The sequence below is a fragment of the Nonomuraea sp. NPDC005650 genome (assembly GCF_040605375.1).
In the GTDB taxonomy this organism is placed as follows: domain Bacteria; phylum Actinomycetota; class Actinomycetes; order Streptosporangiales; family Streptosporangiaceae; genus Nonomuraea.
The window spans coordinates 279,611-304,464 of sequence record NZ_JBEXCR010000014.1 but is presented as its reverse complement, the minus strand read 5'-3'; the positions used below and the strand labels follow the sequence as shown (position 1 = coordinate 304,464).

The 24,854-nt window shown below is 72.8% G+C and carries 16 protein-coding genes; 9 read left to right on the top strand and 7 right to left on the bottom strand.

Annotation, left to right across the window (positions count from 1 at the left end):
* Positions 1 to 961: 961 nt before the first annotated feature.
* The gene (glgC, locus tag ABZS69_RS25530) at positions 962 to 2,197 is read right to left on the bottom strand and encodes a glucose-1-phosphate adenylyltransferase (protein ID WP_355376874.1); all 1,236 of its coding nucleotides are present in this window, start codon (positions 2,195 to 2,197) and stop codon (positions 962 to 964) included.
* A 297-nt stretch (positions 2,198 to 2,494) separates the two neighbouring features.
* Between glgC and glgA the strand changes: the two genes are divergently transcribed.
* Positions 2,495 to 3,667, top strand: a complete 1,173-nt coding sequence (gene glgA / locus ABZS69_RS25525) for a glycogen synthase (RefSeq protein ID WP_355376872.1) — start codon at positions 2,495 to 2,497, stop codon at positions 3,665 to 3,667.
* Positions 3,668 to 3,879: 212 nt separating this feature from the next.
* Here the strand turns inward: glgA and ABZS69_RS25520 are convergent, their stop codons facing one another.
* Positions 3,880 to 5,154, bottom strand: coding sequence for a helix-turn-helix domain-containing protein (locus tag ABZS69_RS25520; protein ID WP_355376870.1), 1,275 nt, complete (start codon positions 5,152 to 5,154; stop codon positions 3,880 to 3,882).
* A gap of 224 nt (positions 5,155 to 5,378) precedes the next feature.
* On the opposite strand from ABZS69_RS25520, the gene ABZS69_RS25515 reads away from it, so the two are divergent.
* Positions 5,379 to 8,693, top strand: a complete 3,315-nt coding sequence (locus ABZS69_RS25515; RefSeq protein ID WP_355376868.1) for a S8 family serine peptidase — start codon at positions 5,379 to 5,381, stop codon at positions 8,691 to 8,693.
* A 48-nt stretch (positions 8,694 to 8,741) separates the two neighbouring features.
* On the opposite strand, the gene ABZS69_RS25510 is transcribed toward ABZS69_RS25515, so the two are convergent.
* Positions 8,742 to 9,146, bottom strand: a complete 405-nt coding sequence (locus ABZS69_RS25510; protein ID WP_355376866.1) for a nitroreductase family deazaflavin-dependent oxidoreductase — start codon at positions 9,144 to 9,146, stop codon at positions 8,742 to 8,744.
* 141 nt (positions 9,147 to 9,287) lie between these two features.
* Between ABZS69_RS25510 and ABZS69_RS25505 the strand changes: the two genes are divergently transcribed.
* The 7 genes from ABZS69_RS25505 to ABZS69_RS25475 all read left to right on the top strand — a co-directional run bounded on the left by ABZS69_RS25505 (position 9,288) and on the right by ABZS69_RS25475 (position 22,716).
* Entirely contained in the window at positions 9,288 to 10,322 is a 1,035-nt protein-coding gene (locus ABZS69_RS25505; protein WP_355376865.1) for a LacI family DNA-binding transcriptional regulator, read from the top strand.
* Between the two features lie 22 nt (positions 10,323 to 10,344).
* Positions 10,345 to 11,610 carry a sugar ABC transporter substrate-binding protein gene (locus ABZS69_RS25500; protein WP_355376863.1) on the top strand — a complete coding sequence of 422 codons (1,266 nt, stop codon included), beginning with the start codon at positions 10,345 to 10,347 and terminating at the stop codon, positions 11,608 to 11,610.
* 43 nt (positions 11,611 to 11,653) lie between these two features.
* Positions 11,654 to 12,577, top strand: a complete 924-nt coding sequence (locus ABZS69_RS25495; protein ID WP_355376861.1) for a sugar ABC transporter permease — start codon at positions 11,654 to 11,656, stop codon at positions 12,575 to 12,577.
* Positions 12,574 to 13,395 (top strand): carbohydrate ABC transporter permease, encoded by an 822-nt coding sequence (locus tag ABZS69_RS25490; RefSeq protein WP_355376859.1) that lies wholly within the window; start codon positions 12,574 to 12,576, stop codon positions 13,393 to 13,395. Before ABZS69_RS25495 ends, ABZS69_RS25490 begins: the two co-directional genes overlap by 4 nt.
* Before the next feature lie 11 nt (positions 13,396 to 13,406).
* Complete coding sequence (locus tag ABZS69_RS25485; protein ID WP_355376858.1) at positions 13,407 to 14,912, top strand: glucoamylase family protein; 1,506 nt, start codon at positions 13,407 to 13,409, stop codon at positions 14,910 to 14,912.
* Positions 14,909 to 16,693 carry a hypothetical protein gene (locus ABZS69_RS25480; protein WP_355376856.1) on the top strand — a complete coding sequence of 595 codons (1,785 nt, stop codon included), beginning with the start codon at positions 14,909 to 14,911 and terminating at the stop codon, positions 16,691 to 16,693. The genes ABZS69_RS25485 and ABZS69_RS25480 overlap by 4 nt, the downstream gene beginning before the upstream one ends.
* An 80-nt stretch (positions 16,694 to 16,773) precedes the next feature.
* On the top strand, positions 16,774 to 22,716 hold the full coding sequence (locus tag ABZS69_RS25475; protein WP_355376854.1) for a CHAT domain-containing protein: 5,943 nt from the start codon (positions 16,774 to 16,776) through the stop codon (positions 22,714 to 22,716).
* A 22-nt stretch (positions 22,717 to 22,738) separates the two neighbouring features.
* On the opposite strand, the gene ABZS69_RS25470 is transcribed toward ABZS69_RS25475, so the two are convergent.
* From ABZS69_RS25470 to ABZS69_RS25455, 4 genes are all read right to left on the bottom strand, one after another.
* Positions 22,739 to 22,993: a hypothetical protein gene (locus tag ABZS69_RS25470; protein WP_355376852.1), complete on the bottom strand. Its 255-nt coding sequence runs from the start codon at positions 22,991 to 22,993 to the stop codon at positions 22,739 to 22,741.
* 96 nt (positions 22,994 to 23,089) lie between these two features.
* Positions 23,090 to 23,560: a hypothetical protein gene (locus ABZS69_RS25465; RefSeq protein ID WP_355376851.1), complete on the bottom strand. Its 471-nt coding sequence runs from the start codon at positions 23,558 to 23,560 to the stop codon at positions 23,090 to 23,092.
* Between the two features lie 87 nt (positions 23,561 to 23,647).
* A complete protein-coding gene (locus ABZS69_RS25460) occupies positions 23,648 to 23,842 on the bottom strand; it encodes a hypothetical protein (protein ID WP_355376849.1) in 195 nt (64 codons plus the stop codon).
* Positions 23,843 to 24,078: 236 nt separating this feature from the next.
* A complete protein-coding gene (locus ABZS69_RS25455; protein ID WP_355376847.1) occupies positions 24,079 to 24,786 on the bottom strand; it encodes a hypothetical protein in 708 nt (235 codons plus the stop codon).
* Between the last annotated feature and the right edge of the window lie 68 nt (positions 24,787 to 24,854).

Genomic DNA, 24,854 nt, shown 5'->3' with positions numbered 1-24,854 from the left:
GCTCTGGTGTCCTTGCTGCTGCTTGAGCCGGTGTTCGCGCCGCGCCCCTCGCGCCGCCCCTCGCGCCGCCCCTCGCGCCGCCCCTCGCGCCGCCCCTCGCGCCGCCCCTCGCGCCGCCCCTCGCGCCGCCGTCCACGCTGCCCCTCGCGCTGCTGACCGTGCTGCGGTCCGCGAGCTGCTCGTGTCGCGGTCCGCGCCGCTCCTCACGCTGTTATCCGCGTCGGTGCTCGTGCTGTTGGCCGTGCTGCTCTCCGCGCCGCCGTCCATGCTGCCCCTCGTGCCCTGGCGCGATCGAGTGGCCGCTGTCCGCGCTGTTGCTCGCGCTGCTCTCCGCGCCGGTGCTCGTGCTGGTGGTCGTCCCGGCCTCGTGCGGCCGGGTGAAGGGCCGTGTGGCCTCAGGTCAAAGGAGCCTGTGCGGCGGAGTGAAGGGCCGCGTGGCCTCAGATCAAAGGAACTTGTGCGGCGGAGTGAGGCCGTGTGGCCCCAGGCCAGAGGAGCCTGTACGGCCGAGTAATGGGCCGTGTGGCCAGATCGAAGGAGTCTGTGCGGCCGGGCTTGGGCGTCGTGTGCCGGGCTTAAGTCTCGTGGGGCCGAACTGGGGTCTCGAAGGGACCGGGGCTTGGGTTTCGTGGGGCTGGGGCTGGGGCTGGGGTCTCGGGGTGGCTGGGCGTGTGGGGTTAGCCGCTCTCGTTGCGAGCCGGCTGGATGTGCGTGGGTCGACTGCTCAGGCCGTGGGGCGGCCGGGCGCGCGGGGTTGGTCGGTCACGCTGCGAACGAACTGGCTGGGCGTGCGTGGGTCAGCTGTTCGGGGTGTGGGTCGGCCGGACGTGCGCCGTCGGTCGCTCGCGCTGCGAATGAACCGGCTGGGCGTGGGTCGACTGTTGGGTTGTGGGGCGGTTGGGCGTGTGTGGGTGCCACCTGTTCGGGTTGCGGGTCGGCTGCGGTGGGGGTGGGGGAGGGGCTAGCGGTCGACTATCTCGTTCTTGCCGATCACCACGACCCCGCCCCTGGTCAGGGCGAAGCGGGTGCGGTCGTACTCGAGGTCGAAGCCGATCCGCGCGCCGTCCGGGATCACGACGTTCTTGTCGATGATCGCCTTGCGGATGACCGCGCCCCGGCCGACCTTGACGTTCTCCATCAGTACGGAGTCCTCCACCAGCGCGTGCGAGTGGAGCACGACCCTGGGCGACAGGATCGACCGGATCGCCGTGCCGCCGGAGACGATCACGCCGGGCGACACCAGCGAGTCGATGGCCCGCCCCACCCGGTCGCCGTCGTTGTGCACGAACTTGGCCGGGGGCAGCGGATCATGGCCGGTGAAGATCGGCCACTTGTCGTTGTAGAGGTTGAAGACGGGGTGCGCCGAGATGAGGTCCATGTGGGCCTCGTAGTAGGCGTCGAGCGTCCCCACGTCGCGCCAGTAGCCGCGGTCGCGCTCGCTGGAGCCCGGCACGATGTTGTTCTTGAAGTCGTAGACGTCGGCCCCGCCCGACTTGACGAGCATCGGGATGATGTTGCCGCCCAGGTCGTGCTTGCTCGTCGGGTCGAGCGCGTCCTCCCGCAGCGCGTCGATCATCGACTGGGTCTTGAACACGTAGTTGCCCATCGACGCGTACACCTCGTCGGGGGAGTCCGCCAGCCCCACCGCGTCCTTCGGCTTCTCCCTGAACGCCACGATCCTGCGCCCCTGAGGATCGGTCTCGATCACCCCGAACTGGTCGGCGAGCGACAGCGGCTGCCTGATCGCCGCCACCGTCACGTCGGCGCCCGAGTCCTCGTGCTGCTCGACCATCTGCCGCGGATCCATCCGGTAGATGTGGTCGGCCCCGAACACGATCACATGCTCGGGCATCTCGTCATAGATCAGGTTCAGGTTCTGGAACAGCGCGTCCGCGGACCCCGAGAACCACCGCGGGCCGAGCCGCTGCTGCGCGGGCACGGGCGTCACGTAGTTGCCGAGCATCGCCGACAGCCGCCAGGTCCGCGAGACGTGCCGGTCGAGGCTGTGGTTCTTGTACTGGGTCAGTACGACGATCTTCAGGAAGCCGCCGTTCGCCAGGTTGGACAGAACGAAATCGATGAGCCTATATATCCCCCCGAACGGCACCGCCGGTTTCGCCCGATCCGCCGTGAGCGGCATGAGCCTCTTGCCCTCTCCACCTGCCAGCACAACCGCAAGCACCCTCCGGGACCTCATGCCCAGGACGCTACCCTCAAATGGCCGATCTATCGACGAAACCCGGCATGGAGAACTCCCTTCGTGTCCAGATTTGTAGCGCAATGGTCCCCGGGGGAGTCGCCGAGCTCCGTGTTCCCCGTGCTCGGGTCGACCTTGAGCGCGAGACTCGCCGCCGGTGGTGGCCCGCCCGGACACGGCCCGCCATAAGCGCGAGACTCGCCGCCCGTGGTGGCCCGCCCCGACACGGCCCGCCATAAGCGCGAAACTCGCCGCCGGTGGTGGCTCGCCGGACGCGACCCGCCATAAGGTCATGTCATGCGTGTTGATCTGCTCAGCCGGGAGTACCCGCCCGAGGTGTACGGCGGGGCCGGGGTGCACATGGAATACCTGGCCAGGGAGTTGCGGAAACTGGCCGACGTACGCGTGCGCTGCTTCGGGGCCGAACGCACCGAGCCCGGCGTCTCGGCCTACCGGGTGCCGGACGGCCTGGCCGCCGCCAACGCCGCGCTGCAGGTGCTCGGCGTCGACCTGGAGATGGCCGCCGCGTGCGAGGGCGCGGACGTCGTTCACTCCCACACCTGGTACGCGAACTTCGCCGGGCATGTCGCGAAGATGCTGCACGGCATCCCGCACGTGATCACCACGCACAGCCTTGAGCCGCTGCGGCCGTGGAAGGCCGAGCAACTCGGCGGCGGTTACACGATCTCGTCGTGGGCCGAGCGCACCGCCCTGGCGAGCGCGGACGCGGTCATCGCGGTGTCGGAGGGGATGCGCCGCGACGTCCTGTCCGCCTACCCCGAGATCCCGCCGGACAAGGTCAGCGTCATCCACAACGGCATCGACACCGCCGAGTACGCCCCCGACCCCGACCTCGACGTTCTGGAGAAGCACGGGGTGGACCCGCGCCGCCCGTACATCGTCTTCGTGGGCCGCATCACCCGGCAGAAGGGCCTGGTCCACCTCCTGCGCGCGGCGCGGTCCTTCGACCGGGACGCCCAGCTCGTGCTGTGCGCGGGCGCGCCGGACACGCCGGAGATCGCGGCGGAGGTCACCGAGCTGGTGCGCGGGCTCGACCGCGACGGGGTGTTCTGGATCCAGGAGATGCTGCCCAAGCCCGAGGTGATCCAGCTGCTGACGCACGCGACCGTTTTCGTGTGCCCGTCGGTGTACGAGCCCATGGGCATCGTGAACCTTGAGGCGATGGCCTGCGAGACGGCCGTGGTGGCGACGGCCACCGGAGGCATCCCCGAGGTGGTGGCCGACGGGGAGACGGGCCTGCTCGTCCCGATCTCCCAGGGGCCCGATGGCACGCCGTACGACCCCGACCGCTTCGCCGCCGACCTGGCCGAGCGCGTCAACGCGCTGCTGCGGGACCCGGCGCGGGCCAAGGCGCTCGGGGTGGCGGGGCGGACGAGGGCCGTCGAGCACTTCTCCTGGGAACGCATCGCCCACCGCACCATGGACCTGTACGCGACCCTGCGCCCCTGACCCCTGGCTGGGGTAAGGGGCCCCTGGCTGAGGGGAGGGGTCCCTGGCCGGGGCGGGCTCCGTGGCCGAGGTGAGGGGTCCTTGGCCGGGGCGGGCTCCCTGGGCGAGGTGAGGGCTCCTTGGCCGGGGCGGGCTCCCCGGCCGCGGTGAGGGCTCCCTGGCTGAGGGCGGGCTCCCCGGTCGAGGGTGAGGGGAGTGTCGGCCCTCCGGCCTTAGACCAGGCCGCGGCGGCTGGCCTGGGCGCCGGCCTGGAAGCGGGTCTCGGCGTTCAGCTCGTCCAGCAGGTGACGCAGCCGTCGCCGCAGGCTGCGCGGGCTGGTGCCGAGCTGGCGGGCGATGGCGTCGTCCTTGAGCCCCGCCGCGAGCAGCGCCAAGAGCCTGCGGTCCTCCAGCCCGAGCGTGTCCGCCGAAGGGCCGAGGGCCCCCGCTGAAGGGCCATGCGCCCCAGCCCCGAAGCCATGCGCCCCAACCGAAGGGCCGCGCGCTCCCGCCGAAGGGCCATGCGCCCCAGCCGCAGGGCCGTGAGCCCCGGCCCCGGCCGCAGTACCAGTCCCAGCCGCAGTCCCAGTCCCAGTCCCAGTCACGAGTGTCCCGGCCCCGAGGGTTCCCGGCTCCAGGCCGGGTGCGCCCGCCTCGGTACCGAGGGACGTCTCCGAGGGCCCGGGCTCCGCCGCCTCCCCCCGCGAACCCCCGGCAGGCGGCGCGCCGGGCTCCTGCCACAGCTCCGCGCGCACCGGCAGCGCCTCGCGCCACATCCGCTCGAACAGCTCCACCAACGCCATCACCATGGTCGACCCCGTGATCAGCACGCCCCGCGTCAGCGGCGGGTCCATCTGCAGGGGCATGACCGCCCGCCACCGGTCGACGATCGCCATCTTGAACGGCAGCTCGGGCAGGACCCGCGCCTCCTCACCGGCCTTGATGAGGCTGCCCACCTCGTCGAGCGCCCCCGCGTGGTCGAAGGCCTCCGGCACGTAGATGGTCCGGTAGCGGACGCCGCTGCGGAGTAGGCCGGTCTGGAGCGGGTTGTGGTAGTCCAGCACGTACGGGGGCCGGTCGAAGGTCAGCACCTCCTCCTTGGCCTCCTGCTGCAGCCGGACGTACCACCGGGCCTGTTCCTCGGGCCCGGCCAGGACCTCGAGCTGACCGCCCTCGTCCATGCCCCGGCCGACGGTGCGGAAGGCGGCCTCCAGTTCGTCGGCGGTGTCGGTGAGCCGGTCGAGCTCGCCCTGCATGCCGCGCACCAGCGAGCGGATCGCGGCCCCCGGGTTCGTCGCGGTCCAGCGGGGCGAGCGGCCCCACAGGCGGCTGACCAGCCCTTTGGCGCGGAGCCTGCTCAGGGACGACTGGATGCGCCCCGCGCTCTCGCCGCTCCGCATGACGAGCTTCTGCACGGTGATGCCGGGACTGGCCAGCACCCCGCGGTAGATCCGCTCGTCGAAGGCGCTGATGCCCACGACCTCCAGCGCCCGGCCGTCCTCAAGCATGCCTACGACCTCCAGCGCCCGACCTCTCAAGCATGCCTACGACCTCCAGCGCCCGACCTCTCAAGCACGCCCACGACCTCCCGTGCCCGACCTTCGCAAGCATGCCCACGATCTTGGCCACTTCCGGCAGTTGCCGCAATAGGCCACATCAACCACCTTGTCACCAAATTTCACTGACAATTAGAAATCGGGATGTGCTTCATAGATCCGCCCTCCTGGGCGTCGTGGTAACGGCCCTGATCGCCGCCGCCACGCCGGTCCAGGCGGCCCCCACCCCAGCCCCCTCCGCCAAGGGCTCGACCCAGACGGAAAAGCCCACCACGCAGGCCGGCCCGCCCAAGACGATCACCCTCCTCACCGGCGACAAGGTCACCCTCCGCGAGCTCCCCGACAAGCAGACCCAGCTCGACGTCAAGCCCGGCCCCGGCAGGGAGAAGGTCACGTTCGTGCACCGCCGGGGCAAGGACGGGCTCAGCATCGTCCCCACGGACGCGATGCCCCTCCTGGCCGCGGGCCGGCTCGACCCCCGGCTGTTCAACGTCACCCGGCTCGCCGCGCTCGGCTACGACGACGCCGCCAGCCCGGCGCTCCCGCTGATCACGACGTACCCGGACCAGACCGGCGCCGCCACGCTGCGCGCCGCGGGCGGGCGCCCGCTGCCCGCGATCAACGGCGTCGCCCAGAGCGAGCCCCGCGCCGGCGCGGGCACGCTGTGGAAGGCCCTGACCGGGCAGGCCAGGACGGCCGCGCCCGCGCCCGCGAAGATCTGGCTGGACGGCAAGGCCAAGCTCTCCCTCGACGTCAGCGTCCCGCACATCGGCGCGCCCCAGGCCTGGGCGGCCGGCCAGACCGGCAAGGACGTGCCCGTCGCGGTCCTCGACAGCGGGTACGACCCCGATCACCCCGACCTCCAGGGCCTGGTCACCAAGGCCCAGAACTTCACCGACGAGCCCGACGTCCGCGACCTCAACGGTCACGGCACCCACGTCGCCGCCACCATCGCCGGCTCCGGCGCCGCCTCGGGCGGCCGGTACAAGGGCGTCGCCCCCGGCGCCAAGCTGATGATCGGCAAGGTCTGCGTGCAGAGCGGCTACTGCCCCGACTCGGCCATCATCGAGGCCATGACCTGGGCCGCCGAGAACGGCGCCCGCGTCGCCAACCTCAGCCTCGGGGAGCCCGACTCTCCCGGCGAGGACCCCGTGGAGCAGGCCGTCAACAGCCTGTCGGAGAAGTACGGCACGCTGTTCGTCATCGCGTCGGGCAACGACGGCCCCCAGACGGTCGGCTCGCCGAGCACCGCGGACCGGGCGCTGTCCGTCGGCGCCTCCTACCGTGACGACGACACCGTCGTCCAGTTCAGCAGCACGGGCCCGCGTGTGGGCGACGCCGCGGTCAAGCCCGACCTGATCGCGCCCGGCGTCGCCATCGTCGCCGCGCGGGCCGCGGGCACGTCCGCCGGCTTCCCGGTCGACGACTCGTACACGCAGCTGAGCGGCACCTCCATGGCCACCCCGCACGTGGCCGGGGCCGCCGCGATCGTCGCGGGGCAGCACCCCGACTGGAAGGCCGAGCGGATCAAGGCGGCGCTCATGGCCTCCACCGCGCCCGGCGACGAGCTGGGCGCCTACGTCCAGGGCTCCGGCCGCGTGGACGTCGCCCGCGCCGTCACCCAGCAGGTCACGGCCGAGCCCGCCACCCTGAACCTGGGCGAGATCGAGCTGCCCAGCCCCGCGCCCAGGGAGCAGACGCTCACCTACCGCAACGACGGCGACGGCGCCGTCCGGCTGGACCTCAGCGTGATCGCCAAGGACGGCGAGGGCGCGACGGTGACGCCGTTCAAGCTCGGCGCCACGGCCGTGGAGGTCCCCGCGCACGGCACCGCCCAGGTCAAGGTGACCGCCCAGCCGGGCCCGGTCGGCACGTTCAGCGGCACGGTCATCGCCAGGAACGCCGACGTCACCGTCCGCACCGGCATCGGCATGCGGGTCGAGCCGGAGAAGCGCGGGCTCAAGCTGACCTTCACCGGCAGCGACGGGCAGCCCGCCCAGGCCGCGTTCGCCGGCGTGATCGACCTCGAGGCCAAGGAGCAGCGCAACTACGACATCGCGAGCGGCACGCTGGACCTGCGGCTGCAGAAGGGCCACCGCTACACCGTCGTCACCCTCACGCTGGACAGCGACGGCACCATCGTGATGGCCGCCGATCCGGAGTTCACCCTCGACGCCGACCGCACCGTTGCAGCCGACGCCCGCAAGGCGCGCCCGGTGACCGTCCGCACGGAGGAGCCCACCGCGCGGCTGGCCGTCGGTATGCTCGGCATGCTCCAGCTCGCCGAGGGCGTGCAGGCCATGGGCGTGGATATCGATCTGGCCGGCATGTGGGGCGCGGATCGCGTCGAGGGCGTCAAGGCCATACCGACGGCCCGCACCGTGAGCAAGAACTTCGCCTTCTACCGCTGGACGCAGTGGGCCAAGCCGAAGGCCGACGGCAGCTACGACGACAGCCCGTACTTCTACCACCTGATGAAGGCCGAGCCGCGCATCCCCGCCGACCCCGGCTACCAGCCGCGCCGCCGCGACCTCGCCGAGGTCACCACCACGTACGCCACGCAGCACGACGCCAAGTTCGGCGAGCACTTCGCCCTGCCGGTGCTGTACGGCAAGGAGCTGGCGTGGATGCCGTACGGCCAGGTGTCCCGCTTCTCGCTGCCGTTCCGCAGGACCGAGTACTACACGCCCGCCGACACCGGCTGGTACCCGTCCTTCATCCAGTACCAGACGCCGCCGGACGGCTGGGACGACGTCGACCAGTTCTTCTTCGGCGAGACCATCCTCTACCGGGCCGGCACGAAGACCACCGACCGCTGGAACTCCGGCGTCTTCGCGGCCGCGCTCAACCCCGACGGCGACTACACCTGGCGTGACGAGAACCTGATGCAGTTCTCGGCCGGGCTGTTCGAGGACACCACGCCGGACCGCGTCTCCTTCGGCGACTACACGGCTCCGCAGGCCAGGCTCTACCGCGACGGCAAGGAGATCTACGCCGCCGACTACCTGCCGGGCTCGGTCGACGTGCCCGCCGAGACGAAGGCGAGCGAGTACCGGCTGACCATGACCGCCGACCGGGCGGCGGCGCAGACCGAGGTGTCCACGCGGGTCAGCGCCGAGTGGCGGTTCAGGTCGAAGTCGGCCGAGCCGGGCAAGCGGCAGGTGCTGCCGCTGCTGACCCTCAAGATCGCCCCCGAGCTGGACGACCGCAACCGGGCGGCGACGGGTCACATGAGCATCCCGCTGCGCGTCCAGCGTCAGGACGGCTCGCCCGACCTGCCGCTGCGCAGGCTCACGGTGGAGATCTCCTACGACGACGGCCGCACCTGGCTGCCCACGCTGGTCCACCCGGCCGGCAAGGGCACGTGGGCCGCGCAGACGTGGCACCCGGCCGGCTCGCGCGGCGGGTTCGCCTCGCTGCGGGTCAACGCCGTCGACACCGGCGGCAACGGCTTCGCCGAGACCGTCGTCAGGGCATACCGCATCAAGTGACCTGACGGGAGCCCCGTCGCGCCCTGGCCGGGCGCGGCGGGGCTCGTGTCATCGGGCGCGTTCGAGCACGACGACCGGGATGTCGCGGTCGGTCTTCTTCTGGTATTCGTCGTAGTCCGGCCAGGTGCGGGCCATCAGCCGCCAGAGCTCCGGCTTCTCCTCCTTCGAGGCCGTACGCGCGCGGGCCGTGAACTTGTCGCCCTTGACCTGCACCTTCACCTCTGGGTCGGTCAGGATGTTCTTGTACCACTCCGGGTGGTCGGGATCCCCGCCCTTGGACGCGACGATCACGTGGTCGTCGCCGTGCTTCTGATAGATGAGCGGCGTCGTATAGGACTTGCCCGACTTGCGGCCCTTCGTGGTGAGAAGAAGGACTGTCGTGTTGTTCCAGTCGTGTCCCTCAGCGCCGTCGGTCTCCTGATAGCGCTGTACGTGTTCCTTGCCATAGAGCATGATCCACGACTACCCACCGACGGCGTGACCTCACCGTTACGCACCGGGGCCTGTACGAGAAGTTAACAAGCCTGGCACACTGCCTTTGTGTAAGCGCTTACAGTCCAAGGTGGAAGCGCTTACACAACAGGGAGAAGCTGGATGGACGTGACCATCTACGAGGTTGCCAAGCGGGCCGGCGTGTCGATCGCGACCGTGTCCAGGGCGCTGCGTGGCACCGGCCCGGTCGCGGCCAGGACGCGCGAGAAGGTCCTCAAGGCGGTCGAGGAGCTCAACTTCACGCCCAGCCGCCTCGGGGTGAGCCTGGCCGAGGGCCGTCACGCCGCCAACGGCATCGTCTTCCCCGACCTCGCCGGCCCCTATTACACCGAGGTCCTGCTCGGCTACGAGGAGGTCGCCTCCGAGCTGGGGCGTTCCGTCGTCATCCTGTCCACCAAGGGGCGCACGCGGGTCAACGACCTGGTCAAGGACCTCGCCGGACGGGTCGACGGCATGCTGATCTTCGGTCACACCGTCCCCGAGTCGCTGGTCGCCGAGCTGGTGGGGCTCGGCGTGCGGCTGGTGTTCCTCTCGCGCGACCCGCTGACCGGTGCCGACACGCTGCGCAGCGAGAACCGGGCCTCGGCGGGAGCGCTGGCCGCCCACCTGGCCGGGCACGGCTACGAGCGCTTCGCCTTCCTCGGCGCGCCCATGACCAGCCAGGACGACGTGGACGAGCGCTGGCAGGGCGTGCGGGCCGTGCTCGGCGGCGCGATCGAGGCCGTGGGCACGCGCCACTACACCGTCGAGTGCGGCTTCGAGGCCGCGAAGGACCTGCTCAAGGGCGACGGCAGGCCCGAGGCGATCATCTGCTCCGACGACGAGGTCGCGCTGGGCGCGCTGCTGGCCGCCGAGGAGCTCGGCATGAGCGTGCCCGACGACCTGGCCGTGACCGGCTGGGACGACATCATGGCCGCCCGCCACGCCCGCCCGGCGCTGACCACCGTACGCCAGCCGATGCGCGCGCTCGGCGCCCGAGCCGCCCGCGCGCTCGACGAGCTGATCACCGGCGCCCGCGACCTGCCCCGCCACCAGAGCCTGCCCACCGAGCTGGTGGTCCGCTCCAGCTGCGGCCACCACCCCGAGACGAAACCGAGTTCTGACCGCCGCGCCGGAGATCCGTTCCGGCCGCGGTGACCACACCCCCAGGAGGTAGTCCGTGAACACCACCACCCGACGCGCCACGGGAGGCGTGCTCGCTCTAGCGATCCTGGCCGCCGGCTGCGGCCGCAGCCAAGACAAAGCTCCTGAGCAGGCACAGAACGTCACGACCGGCAAGATCACGGGGGAGGTCACGGTCTGGGCGATGGGTGAGGAGGGCAAGGCGCTGGGCGCGTTCGTCAAGGACTTCGAGGGCGCCAACCCGGGCGTGAAGGTCAACGTCACGGCCATCGGCTGGGACGTGGCGCACGACAAGATCACTGCGGCCATCGCGGGCAGCGCCACGCCCGACGTGAGCATGGTCGGCTCCACCTGGTCGGGCGAGCTGGCCAAGACCGGCGCGCTGGAGCCGACGCCCGGCAACCTGGTCGACAAGTCCGTGTTCTTCCCCGGCGCCTGGCAGACGGTCGACGTCAACGGCACGGCGTACGGGGTGCCGTGGTACGTCGAGACCCGCGTCCTCTACTACCGCACGGACCAGGCGAAGAAGGCCGGCGTCGAGCCGCCTGGGACGTGGCAGGAGTTCTCGGCGTTCGCCAAGGCGCTCAAGGAGAAGGGCGGCGCGGGCAACGGCTTCAACCAGAGCTACACGCAGGGAGCCTCCTGGCAGGAGGTGCTGCCGCTCATCTGGCAGGCGGGCGGCGAGATCGTCAAGGACGGCAAGTACACGTTCGACACCCCGGAGGCGCTTACAGGGCTCAAGCAGTACGAGTCGCTGTTCACGCAGAAGCTCGCCCCCAACAACACCCCGGAGGGCGCCTTCCCGCAGAGCTTCATCAAGGGCGAGGTCGGCGGCTTCTTCTCCGGCCCGTGGATGATCGGCGTGCTGAACAACGACGGCGGCGCGGACTTCAAGGACAAGTTCGACGTCGCGCCCTACCCCAAGGGGCCGGTCTCGGCGACGAGCTTCCTCGGCGGGTCCGACATGGTGGTGTTCAAGAAGGCCAAGAACCGCGACGCGGCCTGGAAGTTCATCCAGTGGCTGAGCGAGCCGAAGGTCCAGGCCAAGTGGTACACGACGGTGAAGGCGCTGCCCGCGGTCGTGAAGGCCTGGCAGGAGCCGGAGCTGACCGCCGACAAGCAGCTCGCGGTCTTCGGCGAGCAGCTCAAGGACGCCAAGACGCCGCCGCCGTTCCCGACGTGGGAGCAGGTGGCCAGGGTGCTGGAGACCGAGCTGGAGAAGCTGGCCCGGGGCGCGCAGACGCCCGAGCAGACGCTCAAGGCGATCCAGTCGCAGGCCGACACGATCGGCACCGGCCTGTGAGCAGGCGGGGCGGCTCTCGCGCGGCGCCGACGCGGGAGGGCCCATGAGCGTGGCGGTTCCCGCCCGCCGGGTGGCGCCGATCAGGCTCAGGGGCACGTTGCGCCAGGCCGGCATCGGCTGGATCTTCATCCTGCCGTTCGTGGTCCTGTTCGTGGTCTTCTACCTGGGCCCGCTGCTCGTCGGCATCGGCATGAGCTTCACCGACATGCGCAGCACCGACGTGGCCGACCCGCTCGCCGTCGACCTGGTCGGCGTCGACAACTACCTGCGGCTGATGAACGACGGCGCCATGCGCAGGGCGGCGCTCAACACCGTGGTCTTCGTGGTGACCGCGCTGCCGCTGACCATCGGGCTCGGGCTGGCCGCGGCCGTGCTGCTCAACTCGGGGATCGCCCGGCTGCCGGCCGCGTTCTTCCGGCTCGGCTACTACCTGCCCAACATCACCAGCATCATCGGCATCGCCGTGGCCTGGAAGTTCCTGCTGGAGCCGGAGGCCGGGCTGGTCAACCGGCTGCTGGAGCTGGTGGGCGTCCAGGGCCCGAACTGGCTGCAGAGCACCTCCACGGCGCTGCCGTCGATCATCGTGATGACGGCCTGGCGCAGCTTCGGCTTCAACATGGTCGTGCTGCTGGCCGCGCTGCAGAGCATCCCGAGGGAGCTGTACGAGGCCGCCGAGGTGGACGGCGCCGGCCGCTGGGCCCGCTTCCGCGCGGTCACCGTGCCCTCGCTCCGGCCCGTGCTGCTGTTCTGCACCGTCTACAGCTCGACCGGCTTCATGCAGTTCCTGGAGGAGCCGCTGGTCATGACCAGGGGCGGCCCGCTCGACTCCACGCTGTCGGCCTCGCTGGCCATCTTCGGACAGTTCGGCGTCGGCAACTACGGCTACGCGGGAGCCGCCGCGTCCGTGCTGTTCATGGTGATCGTGGCGCTGGCCGTACTGCAGCTGAGGTTGGGGAGGCGAAGGTGAGCAGGACCCGCCGCCAGCGCGCGGTCGTCTACCTGGGGCTGAGCCTGGGGCTGGCGCTGGTCGCCGGGCCGTTCCTGTGGACGGCGCTCAGCTCGGTCAAGCCGGAGCGGGAGATCAGGCGCGACCCGCCGACGCTCTGGCCGGAGACGTTCACGCTGGACAACTTCGTCGAGCTGTTCCAGCGGGTGAACATCGGCAACGCCTTCGCCAACAGCATGGCCATCGCGCTCGTGCTGGTCGCCACGAACCTGCTGTTCTGCTCCATGGTCGGGTACGCCTTCGCCAAGCTGTCCTTCCGCGGCAGGAACCTCGCCTTCGGCCTGGTGCTGGTGCAGCTCGCGATCCCGGCGATCGTGCTCATGATGCCGCAGTTCGTGCTGATCGCGAAGCTCGGCATGGTCAACACGTTCATCGGGATCATCCTGCCGGGCGTGGTCGCGCCGCTCGGCGTGTTCATGATGCGGCAGTTCATCGCGGACCTGCCGGACGAGCTGATCCACGCGGCCAGGGTGGACGGCGCGGGCGAGTTCCGGATCTTCTTCACGATCATCCTGCCGCTGTGCGGGCCGGCGCTGGCCACGCTGGCGCTGATCACGTTCCTCAACTCGTGGAACAACTTCCTGTGGCCGGCCGTGGTCGCGCAGAGCGAGGACATGTACACCCTCCCGGTCGCGCTCAACATCCTGAACGGGCACGAAGCCACCCACTACAACCTGCTGGTAGCCGGGTCGGTCGTGGTGATCGCGCCGATCCTGTTCCTGTTCGTCTTCCTGCAGCGCTTCTTCATCCAGGGCATCGCCACCACCGGCATCAAGTAGAGGAGCCCCCCATGCGCAAGACAGTCCTGTCCGGCGTGTTAGCGCTGGCCCTGGTCGTACCGGCCGCCCCCGCCGACGCCTCGGAGAACAACACCCTGCTGCGTTACGCCAAGGACACCTGGCGGTCGATGGCCGCCATGGTGGAGCCGGCCACCGGCCTGCCCGCCGACAAGGTGACCGGCGACCTCGCGACCAGGGCGAAGGTCACCTCGCCCACCAACATCGGCACGTACCTGTGGAGCACCCTGGCCGCCCGCGACCTGCGCCTGATCAGCGGCGGGGACGCCACCGCCAGGGTCGGCCGGGTGATCAAGGCGCTGGAGCGGCTGGAGCGGAACACGCCCACCGGCCAGTTCTACAACTGGTACGATCCCGGCACCCTCCAGTTGATCCACACCTGGCCGGAGACCGGCGACCCGGTGCGCCTGTTCGCCTCCAGCGTGGACAACGGCTGGCTGGCCGCGGCCCTCATGATGGTCCGCAACGCCACCCCCCAGTTCGCCGCCCGCGCCAACCGCTTGCTGACCTCCATGGACTTCACCTCCTACTACGACCCCGCCGCCCGCCCCGACGCGGGCACCGGGCTGATCCGCGGCGGGTTCTGGCCCGAGCCGCCGGACGGCTGCTACGTCGAGAGCGACTACGCCGGCACCGGCACGACCATCTACTCCACCTGCCACCACTACGGCGCCCCCGCCGAGACCCGCATCGGCCAGTACGTGGGCATCGCGCTCGGCCAGCTCCCGCGCGAGAGCTACTTCGGCCCGTACCGCACCTTCCCGGACAACGGCTGCGACTTCGGCTGGCAGGACCAGAAGCCGGTCGGCTCGTGGAAGAAGTACCTGGGCGTGAACGTCTGGGAGGGCACGTACGCCTACCGCGGCATGCGCTACGTCCCGAACTGGGGCGGCTCCATGTTCGAGGCCCTCATGCCGGACCTCGTGGTCCCCGAGGCGAAGTGGGCGCCCAAGAGCTGGGGCCGCAACCACCCGGTGTTCGTGCGCGCCCAGATCGAGCACGGCATGAACGAGGCCAAGTACGGCTACTGGGGCTTCTCGCCGTCCAACGACCCGCACGGCGGCTACCGCGAGTACGGCGTGGACCCGCTCGGCATGGACGAGCCCGGCTACACCACCGATCGCGAGCGCACCGGCACCGACCCCGGCTACGAGGGCTGCCGCCCGGCCAAGCCGGAGCCCGCGAGCTACGGCGACGGCGTGGTGACGCCGCACGCCAGCTTCCTGGCGCTCCCGTACGCGAAGGCCGCGGCCATCGACAACCTGGACAAACTCCGCAGGAACTTCGACTCCTACGGCCCCGGCGGCTTCTACGACGCCGTCGCGGTCCGCTCTGGGGCCGTGTCCAAGTGGTACCTGGCACTCGACCAGGGCATGGCGATGGCTGCCCTGGGCAACGTGCTCACCGGCGGAAACCTGCACCGCTACTTCGCGGGCTCGGGCGTGGAGGCCAAGCTGCGCCCGGTGATGGAAATCGAGGAATGGAACGTCTCTTCATGAACATGGCTGCCCACCGCGACTGGCAGGAGCGCATCGGCCAGGCGTCCGGCGCGATCACCCCGTCCTCCCGGCCCGACCTGCCGGCCCCGACCGGCCTCACGGCGGTCCCGGGGGCCGGCCAGGTGACGCTGACCTGGGACGCCGTGCCCGGGGCCATCGGCTACCTCGTGCACAGGGACGGCGCGCCGGCCACGTCGCCGGACGTGGACGTGCCCGCCGTGCCGTCCTGCCGGTTCGTGGACACGGGCCAGGGAGCGGCGTCGTACCAGGTGGCCGCCATCGCCGCCATGGACCACGCCGGGCCGTTCTCCGAGCCCGTGCCGGCCGCCCCGCTCGAAGGGGCGGCCGGGGTGTCGATCCAGGTGGACGCGGGGCGGGTGACCCGCGAGCTGCCGCGGCCGTGGACGTACATGGTGGGGTCGGAGCACCTGTCACACCTGCTGAGCACCGACGAGACCGGCGGCCGACCCATCGGCGAGGAGCTGGCCGCGGCGCTGCGCGTCATGCGGGAGGAGCTCGGCGTCCAGACGGTCAGGGCGCACGCCATCCTCTGCGACGACGTGGGCGTCTACCGGGAGGCCGACGGCCAGGCGGTCTACGACTTCAGCCGCGTGGACGAGATCTACGACAAGGTGACGGCGCTGGGCCTGCGGCCGATCGTGGAGCTCGGCTACATGCCGCGCGACCTGGCCTCCGACCCCTCCAAGACGGTCTTCGGCTATGACGCCATCGTCTCGCCGCCGAAGGACTTCGAGGCGTGGAGCGACCTGGTCAGGGCGCTCGTCGAGCACCTGGTCGAGCGGTACGGGATCCACGAGCTGATCGACCACTGGGCCTTCGAGGTCTGGAACGAGCCGAACCTGGCCGTCTTCTGGGCCGGCACGCCCGAGGAGTACTTCCTGCTCTACGACGTCACCGCCGCGGCCGTGAAGAACGTCCACCCCGGCCTGCGCGTCGGCGGCCCCGCCTCGGCCGCCGACGCCTGGGTGGAGGAGCTGCTGGCCCACATCGAGGAGTCGGGCGCGGAGCTCGACTTCGTCTCCACCCACACCTACGGCAACGCGCCGCTCGACTGGCGTCCCGTCCTGGCCAGGTACGGCGTGGACGTCCCGATCTGGTGGACCGAATGGGGGCCCACGCCCACCCACTTCCACGGCATCGGCGACGGGCCGTTCGGGGCGGCGTTCCTGCTGCACGGCATGAAGTCGGCGGCCGGCAGGATCGCCGCGCTCTCGCACTGGGTGGCCTCCGACCACTTCGAGGAGCTGGGCCGGCCACCGCGGCTGTTCCACGGCGGGTTCGGCCTGCTGACGGTCGGCAACCTGCGCAAGCCCCGCTTCCACGCGCTGACTCTGGCCTCGCGGCTGGGCGACGCGGAGCTGGCCGCCACGCTCGACGGCGACGTGGCCGGCGTCGAGGCGTGGGCGGCCCGGCACGACGACGGCAGGATCGGCGTGCTGGTCTGGAACGGCACCCTCAACCACGCCCAGGCCGACGGCGCCCCCGAGCTCACCCGTACGGTGTCCTTGACCATCGGCGGGCTCGGCGAAGGGGAGTACACGCTCACCCACCACCGCGTGGACCGCGACCACTCCAACGTGCAGGCGGCCTGGCAGGCGATGGGCGGCGGCGACTGGCCGGCGGACGAACAGTGGGACAAGCTCCGCGCCGCCAACACGCTGGACGAGCTGACCCCTCCGGCCACGGTCGCCGGGAACACCGTCACGGTTGAGTTCGACCTGCCGATGCCGGGCGTGTCCTTCGTCGAGCTGACACCGTAAAGGGCGATACCGTACGGGGCGATGTGGAGGTCCAAGCCGCGCTCCTGTACGGGCGCGCACGCCGGTGAGAGCCTGTGCCCATGACCGAACCGGCTCGGGCGCTGGCCGCCCGCATCGAGCGGTTCGAGCAGGCCGCGGACCCCGACCTGATCTGGGATCCCGCGGCGCTGGTCGAGGCCGAGCAGGCGATGCGGGCCTGCGCCGGCGACCGGTCCGACGCGGTCGCCTGGCGCCTGATCGGCATGCTCCACCTGGCCCGCTACCGGCTCGACCAGCGGTTCACCCAGGACGCTGCGGTGGCGGGCGCGTTCTTAGCCGCCGTGGCGGTGGTCGATCCCGGGCGGCTCCCGGAGCGGCTGCGCGGCTCGAACCCGCCCCCCGGCGACTCGGCGGGCACGTGGGCGGGGCTGCTCGAAGAGGTGTTCCGCCACGTGGACCCGGCGGCGTACCCGCACGTGGGGCTGCTGATCCACGCCCTGGTGCGGCGCGCCGTGGCGCAGCCCACGCCGGAGGTGGCCGACCAGCTCGGCGAGCTGCTGTTACAGGAGTCGACGCGCTCTCCTGAGCCCGCCTGGGCGCCGGGCGCGCTGGCGCTGCTGGGCGACGGGCTGGTGCGGCTGTTCGGGGCCACGGGGGAGCTGGAGGTCGTCGACGACGCCGTGCACGTGCTGTTCAGGGCGGCGCTGGCCGAGCCGGCGCACGTGGACCTGCTGGGCACGGCGCTCGGGCTGGCGGCGTTCGGCGACGAGGAGCTGGCCGGGGCGTACGTGAGAGCCGCGGAGGCGCCGCCGGCCGGCCAGGGCCGGTCGCAGGCGCTGCTGGCGCTGGTGGAGCTCACCTGGGCGCGCTCGACCGGGTCGTACGCCGATCGCGATCTGCTGGCGTTCATCAGGGTCGGGCAGTGCGCGCTCGACTTCTGGCATGAGAAGTGGGCGCATCCCGGCGTGCTGGCGCCGTACGCGGCCGGGCTGGTCGAGTGGTTCGTCGTCACGGGGGACGAGCGCTCGCTGGAGGCAGGGACGGAGATGCTGCAGGCCCTGCACCTGGGGCCCGGCGAGGCGGCGCGCGGGCTCGGCACCGACCCCGTCGTGCGGCTCGGGCGGCTGGGCGACCGGCGCTGGAAGCGGTACGGCGTCACCGGCGACCCGCACGACCTGGAGACCGCCGTCGAGGCCAGGCGCGAGGCCGGCGGCCAGGCTCCGCGCGGGCACCCCGACCGTCCCTGGCTGCTCGCCGGCCTGGCGAACGCGCTGCTCAAGCGGGCCGTCATGACCGGCGGGGACCCCGCGGAGCCGATCGCCGCCGCGCGCGCCGCGCTCGCGGCCCACGGGGAGCGGGACCCGGCCAGGCCCGAGGTCCTGGTGCTGCTCGCGCGGGCGCTCAAGCTGGATCTCGACGCCGGGCACGCCGACGAGGCGGTCGCCGCGCTGCGCGAGGCCCTGGCGGCCGGTGAGCTGCTGTCGTCGCGGGTGGAGGCGTACGGGCTCGTCTCGGAGGTGCTGCGGTGGCGGGCCGCGCACGCGGGGCGGGCGGAGGACCTGCGGGAGTCGGTGGCGGCCGCGCGCCAGGGGCTGGAGCTGGCCGTGAAGTCCGCCCAGGACCCGGCGCCCGCGCGGCGGGTGCTGTGCGGGGCGCTGCTGGCGCGCTTCTCCGCGCAGGGCGACCCGGGGGACCTGGGGGAGGTGCTCGACCTCGCCGGGGAAGGGGACCCGGACCTGCTGACGCAGCTCGGCGCGGCACTCGACGGGGCGCCGCCGCCGGACGCGCGGCTCGCTGAGGCCGCCACCGAGCTGGCGCTGGGCACGCGGGACGACGAGGTGACGGTCAAGCTGCTGCGCTACGCCGAGCGGCAGGCCGAGTCGCCCGGCGAGTTCCTGCTGGAGTGGGGGCTGCGGCTGGCCTCGCTCGGGCGGCGGCGGGTGGCCTGCGTGGTGCTGGGGCGGTCGGCGGAGGCGTTCCGCGCCGGCGATCGGATGGCGTACGCGCTGTCCGAGCAGGGGCGCGCATATCAGGAGCTGGGCGAGCCGGACTCGGCGCTGGAGTCGTATGCGCGGTCGGCGGCCGTCTACGGCTCGCTGGGCGAGGTCCGGTCCGAGGCGCTGCAGCTCGGCAGCATGGGCGTCGTGCTGCTCAGCGCCGGTGACCCCGTCCGCGCCCTCGAACACCACCACCGCGCCATCGCCCTGTGCGAGAGCGCCGGGCTGGCGGCGGAGGAGGCCGCCCAGCAGGGGCACGCGGCCGAGGCGTTCCTGGCCGCGGGCGACCCGGGCGGCGCCGTGGCTTGCGCGGTCCGGGCCCGTGAGCTCTACCGCGAGCTCGGCGAGACCGTGCCGGCCGCCATGGCGCTCGTCCCCGCCGCCCGGGCGGCCGTCGACCAGGACGACCTCACCGCGGCCGCCGAACGCATGGCCGCCTGCGCCATCGAGCTGGAGGCCGCCGGAGCCTGGGAGGACGCGTGCCGGGCGCTCGACGCGCACGCCGTCCTGCTGGTGGGGCGCGGCCACCCCGGCCAGGCCGCCGCCTGCGAGGCCCGGCTGGTGGAGATCGTGCGGCGCAGGGGGCAGCGGCGCGAGCCCGCCGACGAGTGGTACCGCATCGCGGGCCGCCGCCGTGGCCGTGGCGACGTCGACGGCGCCAGGACGGCCTTCGGGCTGGCCGAGCGCGAGTACGAGTCGCTCGGCCACCACGACGGGGCCGCCTCCGCGCGCTACAACCTGGGGGCGATCTCGTACGCCGAGGGGGAGCAGGAGCGGGCGCTGGCGGAGTTCGGGGCGGCGGCGGAGGCGTTCGCCCGGCTGCGTGCCCCCCTCAAGGAGGCGACCGCGCTGAGCATGCGCGCCTCCTGCCTGACCGCCCTCGACCGCTACGACGAGGCGCTGGCCGACCTGGGGCGCGCGCTGGAGCTGGCCGCCGCCGAGGGCGACCCGGAGGCCGTCCTCGTCGCGGTGCTGGGGCGGGCCGCGCTGGACCTGAGGCTCGGCTCGTGGGACGAGGCCGCGGAACGGCTGGGCTCGGCGCTGGGGCTGTCCGCCGGGGCCCCGCTCAAGGAGGCCGTCGTACGCGACCGGCTGGCCGCCCTGGCCGCGCTCACCGGGGACCTGGACGCGCAGGTGGAGGAGCTGGAGCTGGCGGCGGCCGGGTTCCACGCGGGTGGCCGGCCCCGGCTGGCGGCGCTCGCCTCGATCAAGCTCGGCCTCGCGCTGGAGGAACGCGGCGAGTTCCGCCGCGCCCGGGCCGCCCTCGAAGCCGGTCTGTCCATCCTCGCCCCGCCACCAGGGTCCCTCGCCCCGGCGGAGGAGTCCGGCGGGGACTTCGAGCTCATCGCCGCCATGGGCGGTGGCTTGGACGCGGAGCTGCTGGCCCGGCTGGCCCGCATCCAGCTCATCCTCGGCGACGCGACCCGCGGCCACGCCACGCTGGGCCAGGCGGTCAGGGCGGCGGACGGCGACCGGGCCGAACGGCTGGAGACGTGGCTCCGCATCGAGGAGGCCGAGGCCGCCGGCGACCTGGAGACCGCCCGCGCCCTGGCCGAGCAGACGCTCGCCGCGAACCCCGTCAACGGCCGCCCGCTCGCCTCCGAATACCACTCGTTCCTGCTGTCCAGGCTCTCCGCCTTCTGCCGCGCGCTGGGAGACCTGGAGGCCGCGCACGCGTACGCCGCCCGCGGCTACGAGCTGCGCGACGCCCTCGTGATCGACCACCTGCGCAACCTCGGCGCCGCGGCCCGGGAGCTGGGCCGCCTGGACGAGGCCGCCGGGCACCTCACCGAGGCGGTCGCCCTGGCCCGCGACTCGGACGCCGCGCTCCCCGCCGACCACGTCCAGGCGCTCGACCTGCTGGGCCGCGTCCGCGCCGACCAGGCCCGCTGGACGGAGGCCGCGCATGCCTTCGACGAGGGGCTCGAACTGCTGTCCTCGCCGGTCTGGCGCGCGCTGCGGGCCCCGTTGCTGGCCGGGCGGGCCGCGCTCCACCTCAAGCTGGGCGAGCTGGCGGAGTCAGAGGCCCTCTACCGGCAGTCCATCTCGATCGCGGAGGAGACGGGCTCCCGGGCGGACCTGGCCGACAGCTACGCCGACCTGAGCCTGGTCTGCGCGCTGCGGGACTCGACGGACCAGGCCAGGGCCTTCGCCGAGAGGGCCCTGGACATCGAGCACGCCCGCGGCCGGACGCGCGGCGTGGTCCTGGCGCTCATCATGCTCGCCCGGGTCGAGGAGTCCGCCCGCGCCGGGGTCGACCTGGCGGAGGCCGCGGCCCTGGCCCGGGAGATCGGGTACCGGCCCGGCCAGGCGCTCGCCCTCGGCCGTCTCGGCGCCCTCGACGTGGCCACCGCCTCGTACGCCCGCGGCCACCGGCACCTGTCGGAGGCGATCGGCCTGCTGGAGGAGCTCGGCCACGACCTGGAGCTGGACCTCGCCCTGCACCACCGCTCCGTCGCCGCCGAGGAACTGGGCGACCTCCCGAGCGCGCTCGCCGACGCCGAACGGGCCTGCGACCTCGGCCACGCCTCCGGCCGCGACCGCGCGATCCGGCTCGCCGTACGCCTGGGCAGGGGCCTGTCGGCCTGGCGCCACGTGGAGCACGCCAAGTCCCGCGCCCTGACCAGCCGGCTCGGCCACCGTCCCTGGCCGGGATCGGCGGTGAGCGCCGATGACCGCTGGTCCGGGCCGGCGCGTCACGGCGACGACTCCTGGCCCTGGACGGCCGAGGACCGGCCCACCGCCGCCGACCTCAGCCATCGGCGCTGGCCGGCGCCGCAGGGCGTGCCCGCCGAACTCGTGGAGGCGGAGCGGCGCGGGCTCGACACCATGCGGACGCTCAGGTCGGCCGCCGGGAACACCCGCGAACCGTCGGAGGCCGCGTCGCTGCTCCGGCGCGCCCGCGCCGCCGAGGCCGAGGTGGCGGCGCTGTGGCGCCGCATGGAACCCCTCGCCCCCGACTACGCCGCCCTGCACCTGGACACCCCGCTCGACCAGCCCCGACTCGACACCCTCGTCACCTCCGCCCGCCCCGAAGGCGTCCGCGGGGGGATCGCGCTGGTCGGTTTGTACGTCGGCGACGAGAGCGTGACGGTGCTCGCCCATCGCACCGGCTGGTCCGGGCCGCGCGCCTTCCCCACCACCGTCGGCCGCGACCTGCTGGCCGACTTCACCGCCGCCACCGTCGGCCGCCGCCCCGGATTGCTGGACATCGAGGCGCGCCGCCACCGCGCCGCCGTCTGGCGGAGCCTGGCCGACCTCCTGCTGTCGGACGCCCTCGACGCGCTCGGCGACGACCTCGACCACCTCTACCTGGTCCCGCACGCCGAGCTCCACCACATCCCGCTCCACGCGCTCGCCCCGGCCGGCCGCCCGCTCCTCGAACTCGCCCCCGTGACCTACGCCCCCTCCGTCGCCGCCCTGACCCGCCTCACCCGGCGGGGCCCCGCGACCGGCACCCGGTCCCTGGTGCTCGGGCACAGTCCGAGTCCCTCAGGGGCCGCAGCCGAAGGCGAGGCAGGGCCGGAAGCCCGGGACCCGCTCGAAGCGGCGGCGCGGGACGCGGCCGCCATCCTGGGCACCCCGCCCCACACCGGCCCGGCCGCCACCGCGGCCCGGCTCCTCGGCGCCTGGGACGTGGTGCACCTGTCGTGCCCCGGCGTGTTCGACCCCGGCGACCCCTTCGGCTCGGGCGTCAGGCTCGCCGACGGCCTCCTGACCGGCAGGCGGCTCATGAGCATGGCCGTGGACGCCCGGCTCGTCGTCCTCGGCGCCCACGAACGCGGCCCCGCCCCGAGCAGCGGGGACGACGTGGCCGACCTGGCCCGCGCGTTCCTCCACGCGGGCGCGCGGTCCGTGCTCCTCCCGCTCTGGCCGGTCTCCGGCGAGGTCACCAGGGCCCTGATGCGCGACTTCCACACCAGGCTGCGCTCCGGCACGGGCCCGGCCCAGGCGCTGCGGGAGGCCGTACTGGAGCTACGCGACCTCTACGGCTCCGCGGAGCCCGACCTGTGGGCCCCGTACGTCCTGGTGGGCCTGCCCTCCTGACGAGCCGGCCCGGCGGGAGCGCTCAGTCGCCCAGCCACTTGGAGTCCGGCATGAGCGTGGCCGCGACCAGGTAGCCGAAGAAGCCGACGGCCAGGCCCACCGCGTACGCTCCGAACACCTCGGGTGTGCCCACCAGCGCGGACACCGCCCCGCCGCCCACCGCGGCCAGCACCGCGGCGAGGTCCGTCAGGCCCACCGCGCCCTGCCTGCGGCGCAGCGTCCCGTACGTGATCCAGCCGATCACCAGCCCGAAGCAGATCGCGCCGAGCACGGCCATGCGAGGACCTCCTCGTCGTCGGCCGCCACCGCGTCGCGGAGGGGCGGCCCGTGGGTCTGATCGCCGTTCACGATCGCACGAGGCGCGCCCGCCTGGCTAGAGGTAGGTCCTGGTCGCGGTCACCAGCTCGGGGGTGGCGCCGCGGGTGTCGATGTGGAGGGCGGCCTCGGGGGTGCGCTCGCGGACGTCGTGATCGCGGATCGCGAACACGGCCGGGGCGACCCCCACGTCGCCGTAGCGGCCGGTGACGGCCTCGCCGATCGCCCGGCGCACGTCGCCGACGACGTCACGCGAGGTGTGGCCGGGGCCGGAGGCGGCGAGGTGGCCCAGCATGCCCGCGAAGCGCAGCTCCGCCTCGCCCGCCGGGCGCTGCTCGGGCAGCACGGGACGGTCCAGCCAGAACACCTTGCCCGCCAGGAACGCCTCGTAGCTGTCGCCTTCGTAGCCGTCGCCCTCGCGGCGGAGCACGCGCGCCGTCTCGGCGAGCAACTCCCCGAACTCGGCCAGCTCCGACTCGGGCGGCAGGTCCGTGGTGACGAACAGGGGCACGATCAGCGCGTCGAGCATAGGACTATCCCTCCGTGAGGAGGCTCATCGTAGGACCCGCGACCGACAATCCCGGTCCGCGCCACACCCCGCCCGCCACGGACGGGTCTAGCGTTCGGTCCACTCGTCCTGCAGCGCCGAATGCACGATCGAGTCGCGCCATCCGGCGGGCGTGTGCACATGGTGCCGGATGCGGCCTTCCTCCACCATCCCGGCGGTCAGCATCGCGAGCTGGGCGGCCACATCGGCCTCCGTGACGTCACGAAGGCCGAGCCGCTCGCCGTTGTACACCACCCGCCGCATTCGCAGACGTTGACCTGCACCCCGCCGTGAACGGCGAGGACTCCCGTCCCGCCTTCGGCGGGAACCCGCGGCGCAGACGCCGCGAGTTGTGGAACGGGGGGCGCGAACGGCATATGCTGCGTGGCCGCGGCGTCGCCGTACATGGCGTGCAGCGCGGCCACGTCGGCCTCCGTGACGTCACGAAGGCCGAGCCGTTCGCCGATGTACACCCGCCCCGCGATCTCTACAAGCCCTTGTCAAGTGGCCAGTTGGCTCCCATAAGCCCGCGCGACGAGTTCGGCCACGGAGCTGTGGGCGCCGAGCGGTTCCGCGTGCCCGGCGTTGACCGATCCGGCGGCCTGCTCGACGATGCCCGTGGGCGCCTCGTGGCCGATCATGCAGGGTGCGATGGCCAGGCGCTCGGCGCCCGCCGCGCGCAGCCGCTGGGCGGCCATCGCGATGCTGGGGTCGCTGTCGAGCGAGGCCGAGACGACCGGCATGGTGAGCCTGGAGGCCAGGAGCACCGCCGTGGGCTGCGCGGCGTGCACCGCACGCTCCCCGCCCACCGTGGCGAGGATGACGGCGTCCACCGGGCTGGAGACGTTCAGCAGGCGCACGCGGTCGGCCCTGGCCAGGCCGCGCTCGGCGAGCCTGATGTGCAGGGCCTCGGCCAGCAGCGGGTGCGGGCCGAGCGCCTCGGTGACGACGGCGCCGCTGCCGCTGGCCGCGACCGCCTTGCCGATCTCCGCCAGGACGACCGGGTCGTCCCACGTGAGCAGGGGCACGATGACGGCTTCGCGGCCGGAGGGCAGGGAGTCCGCCAGGTCGGTGACGCTCGCCAGCCGCACCTCGATCTGCGGGTGGTCGACGCGTACCACGGCCGCGATCTCCTCGGCCACGCCGGACGTGGCGCCGGGGGTGGCGAGCACGAGCATGGGGGCGTCCGGCGGCAGGGACGTGGGCACGGGACGGCGGTGGCGACCGCCGCCCGGCCGGGGGGAACGTTCACGTACAGGCAGGCTCACAGCCGCGC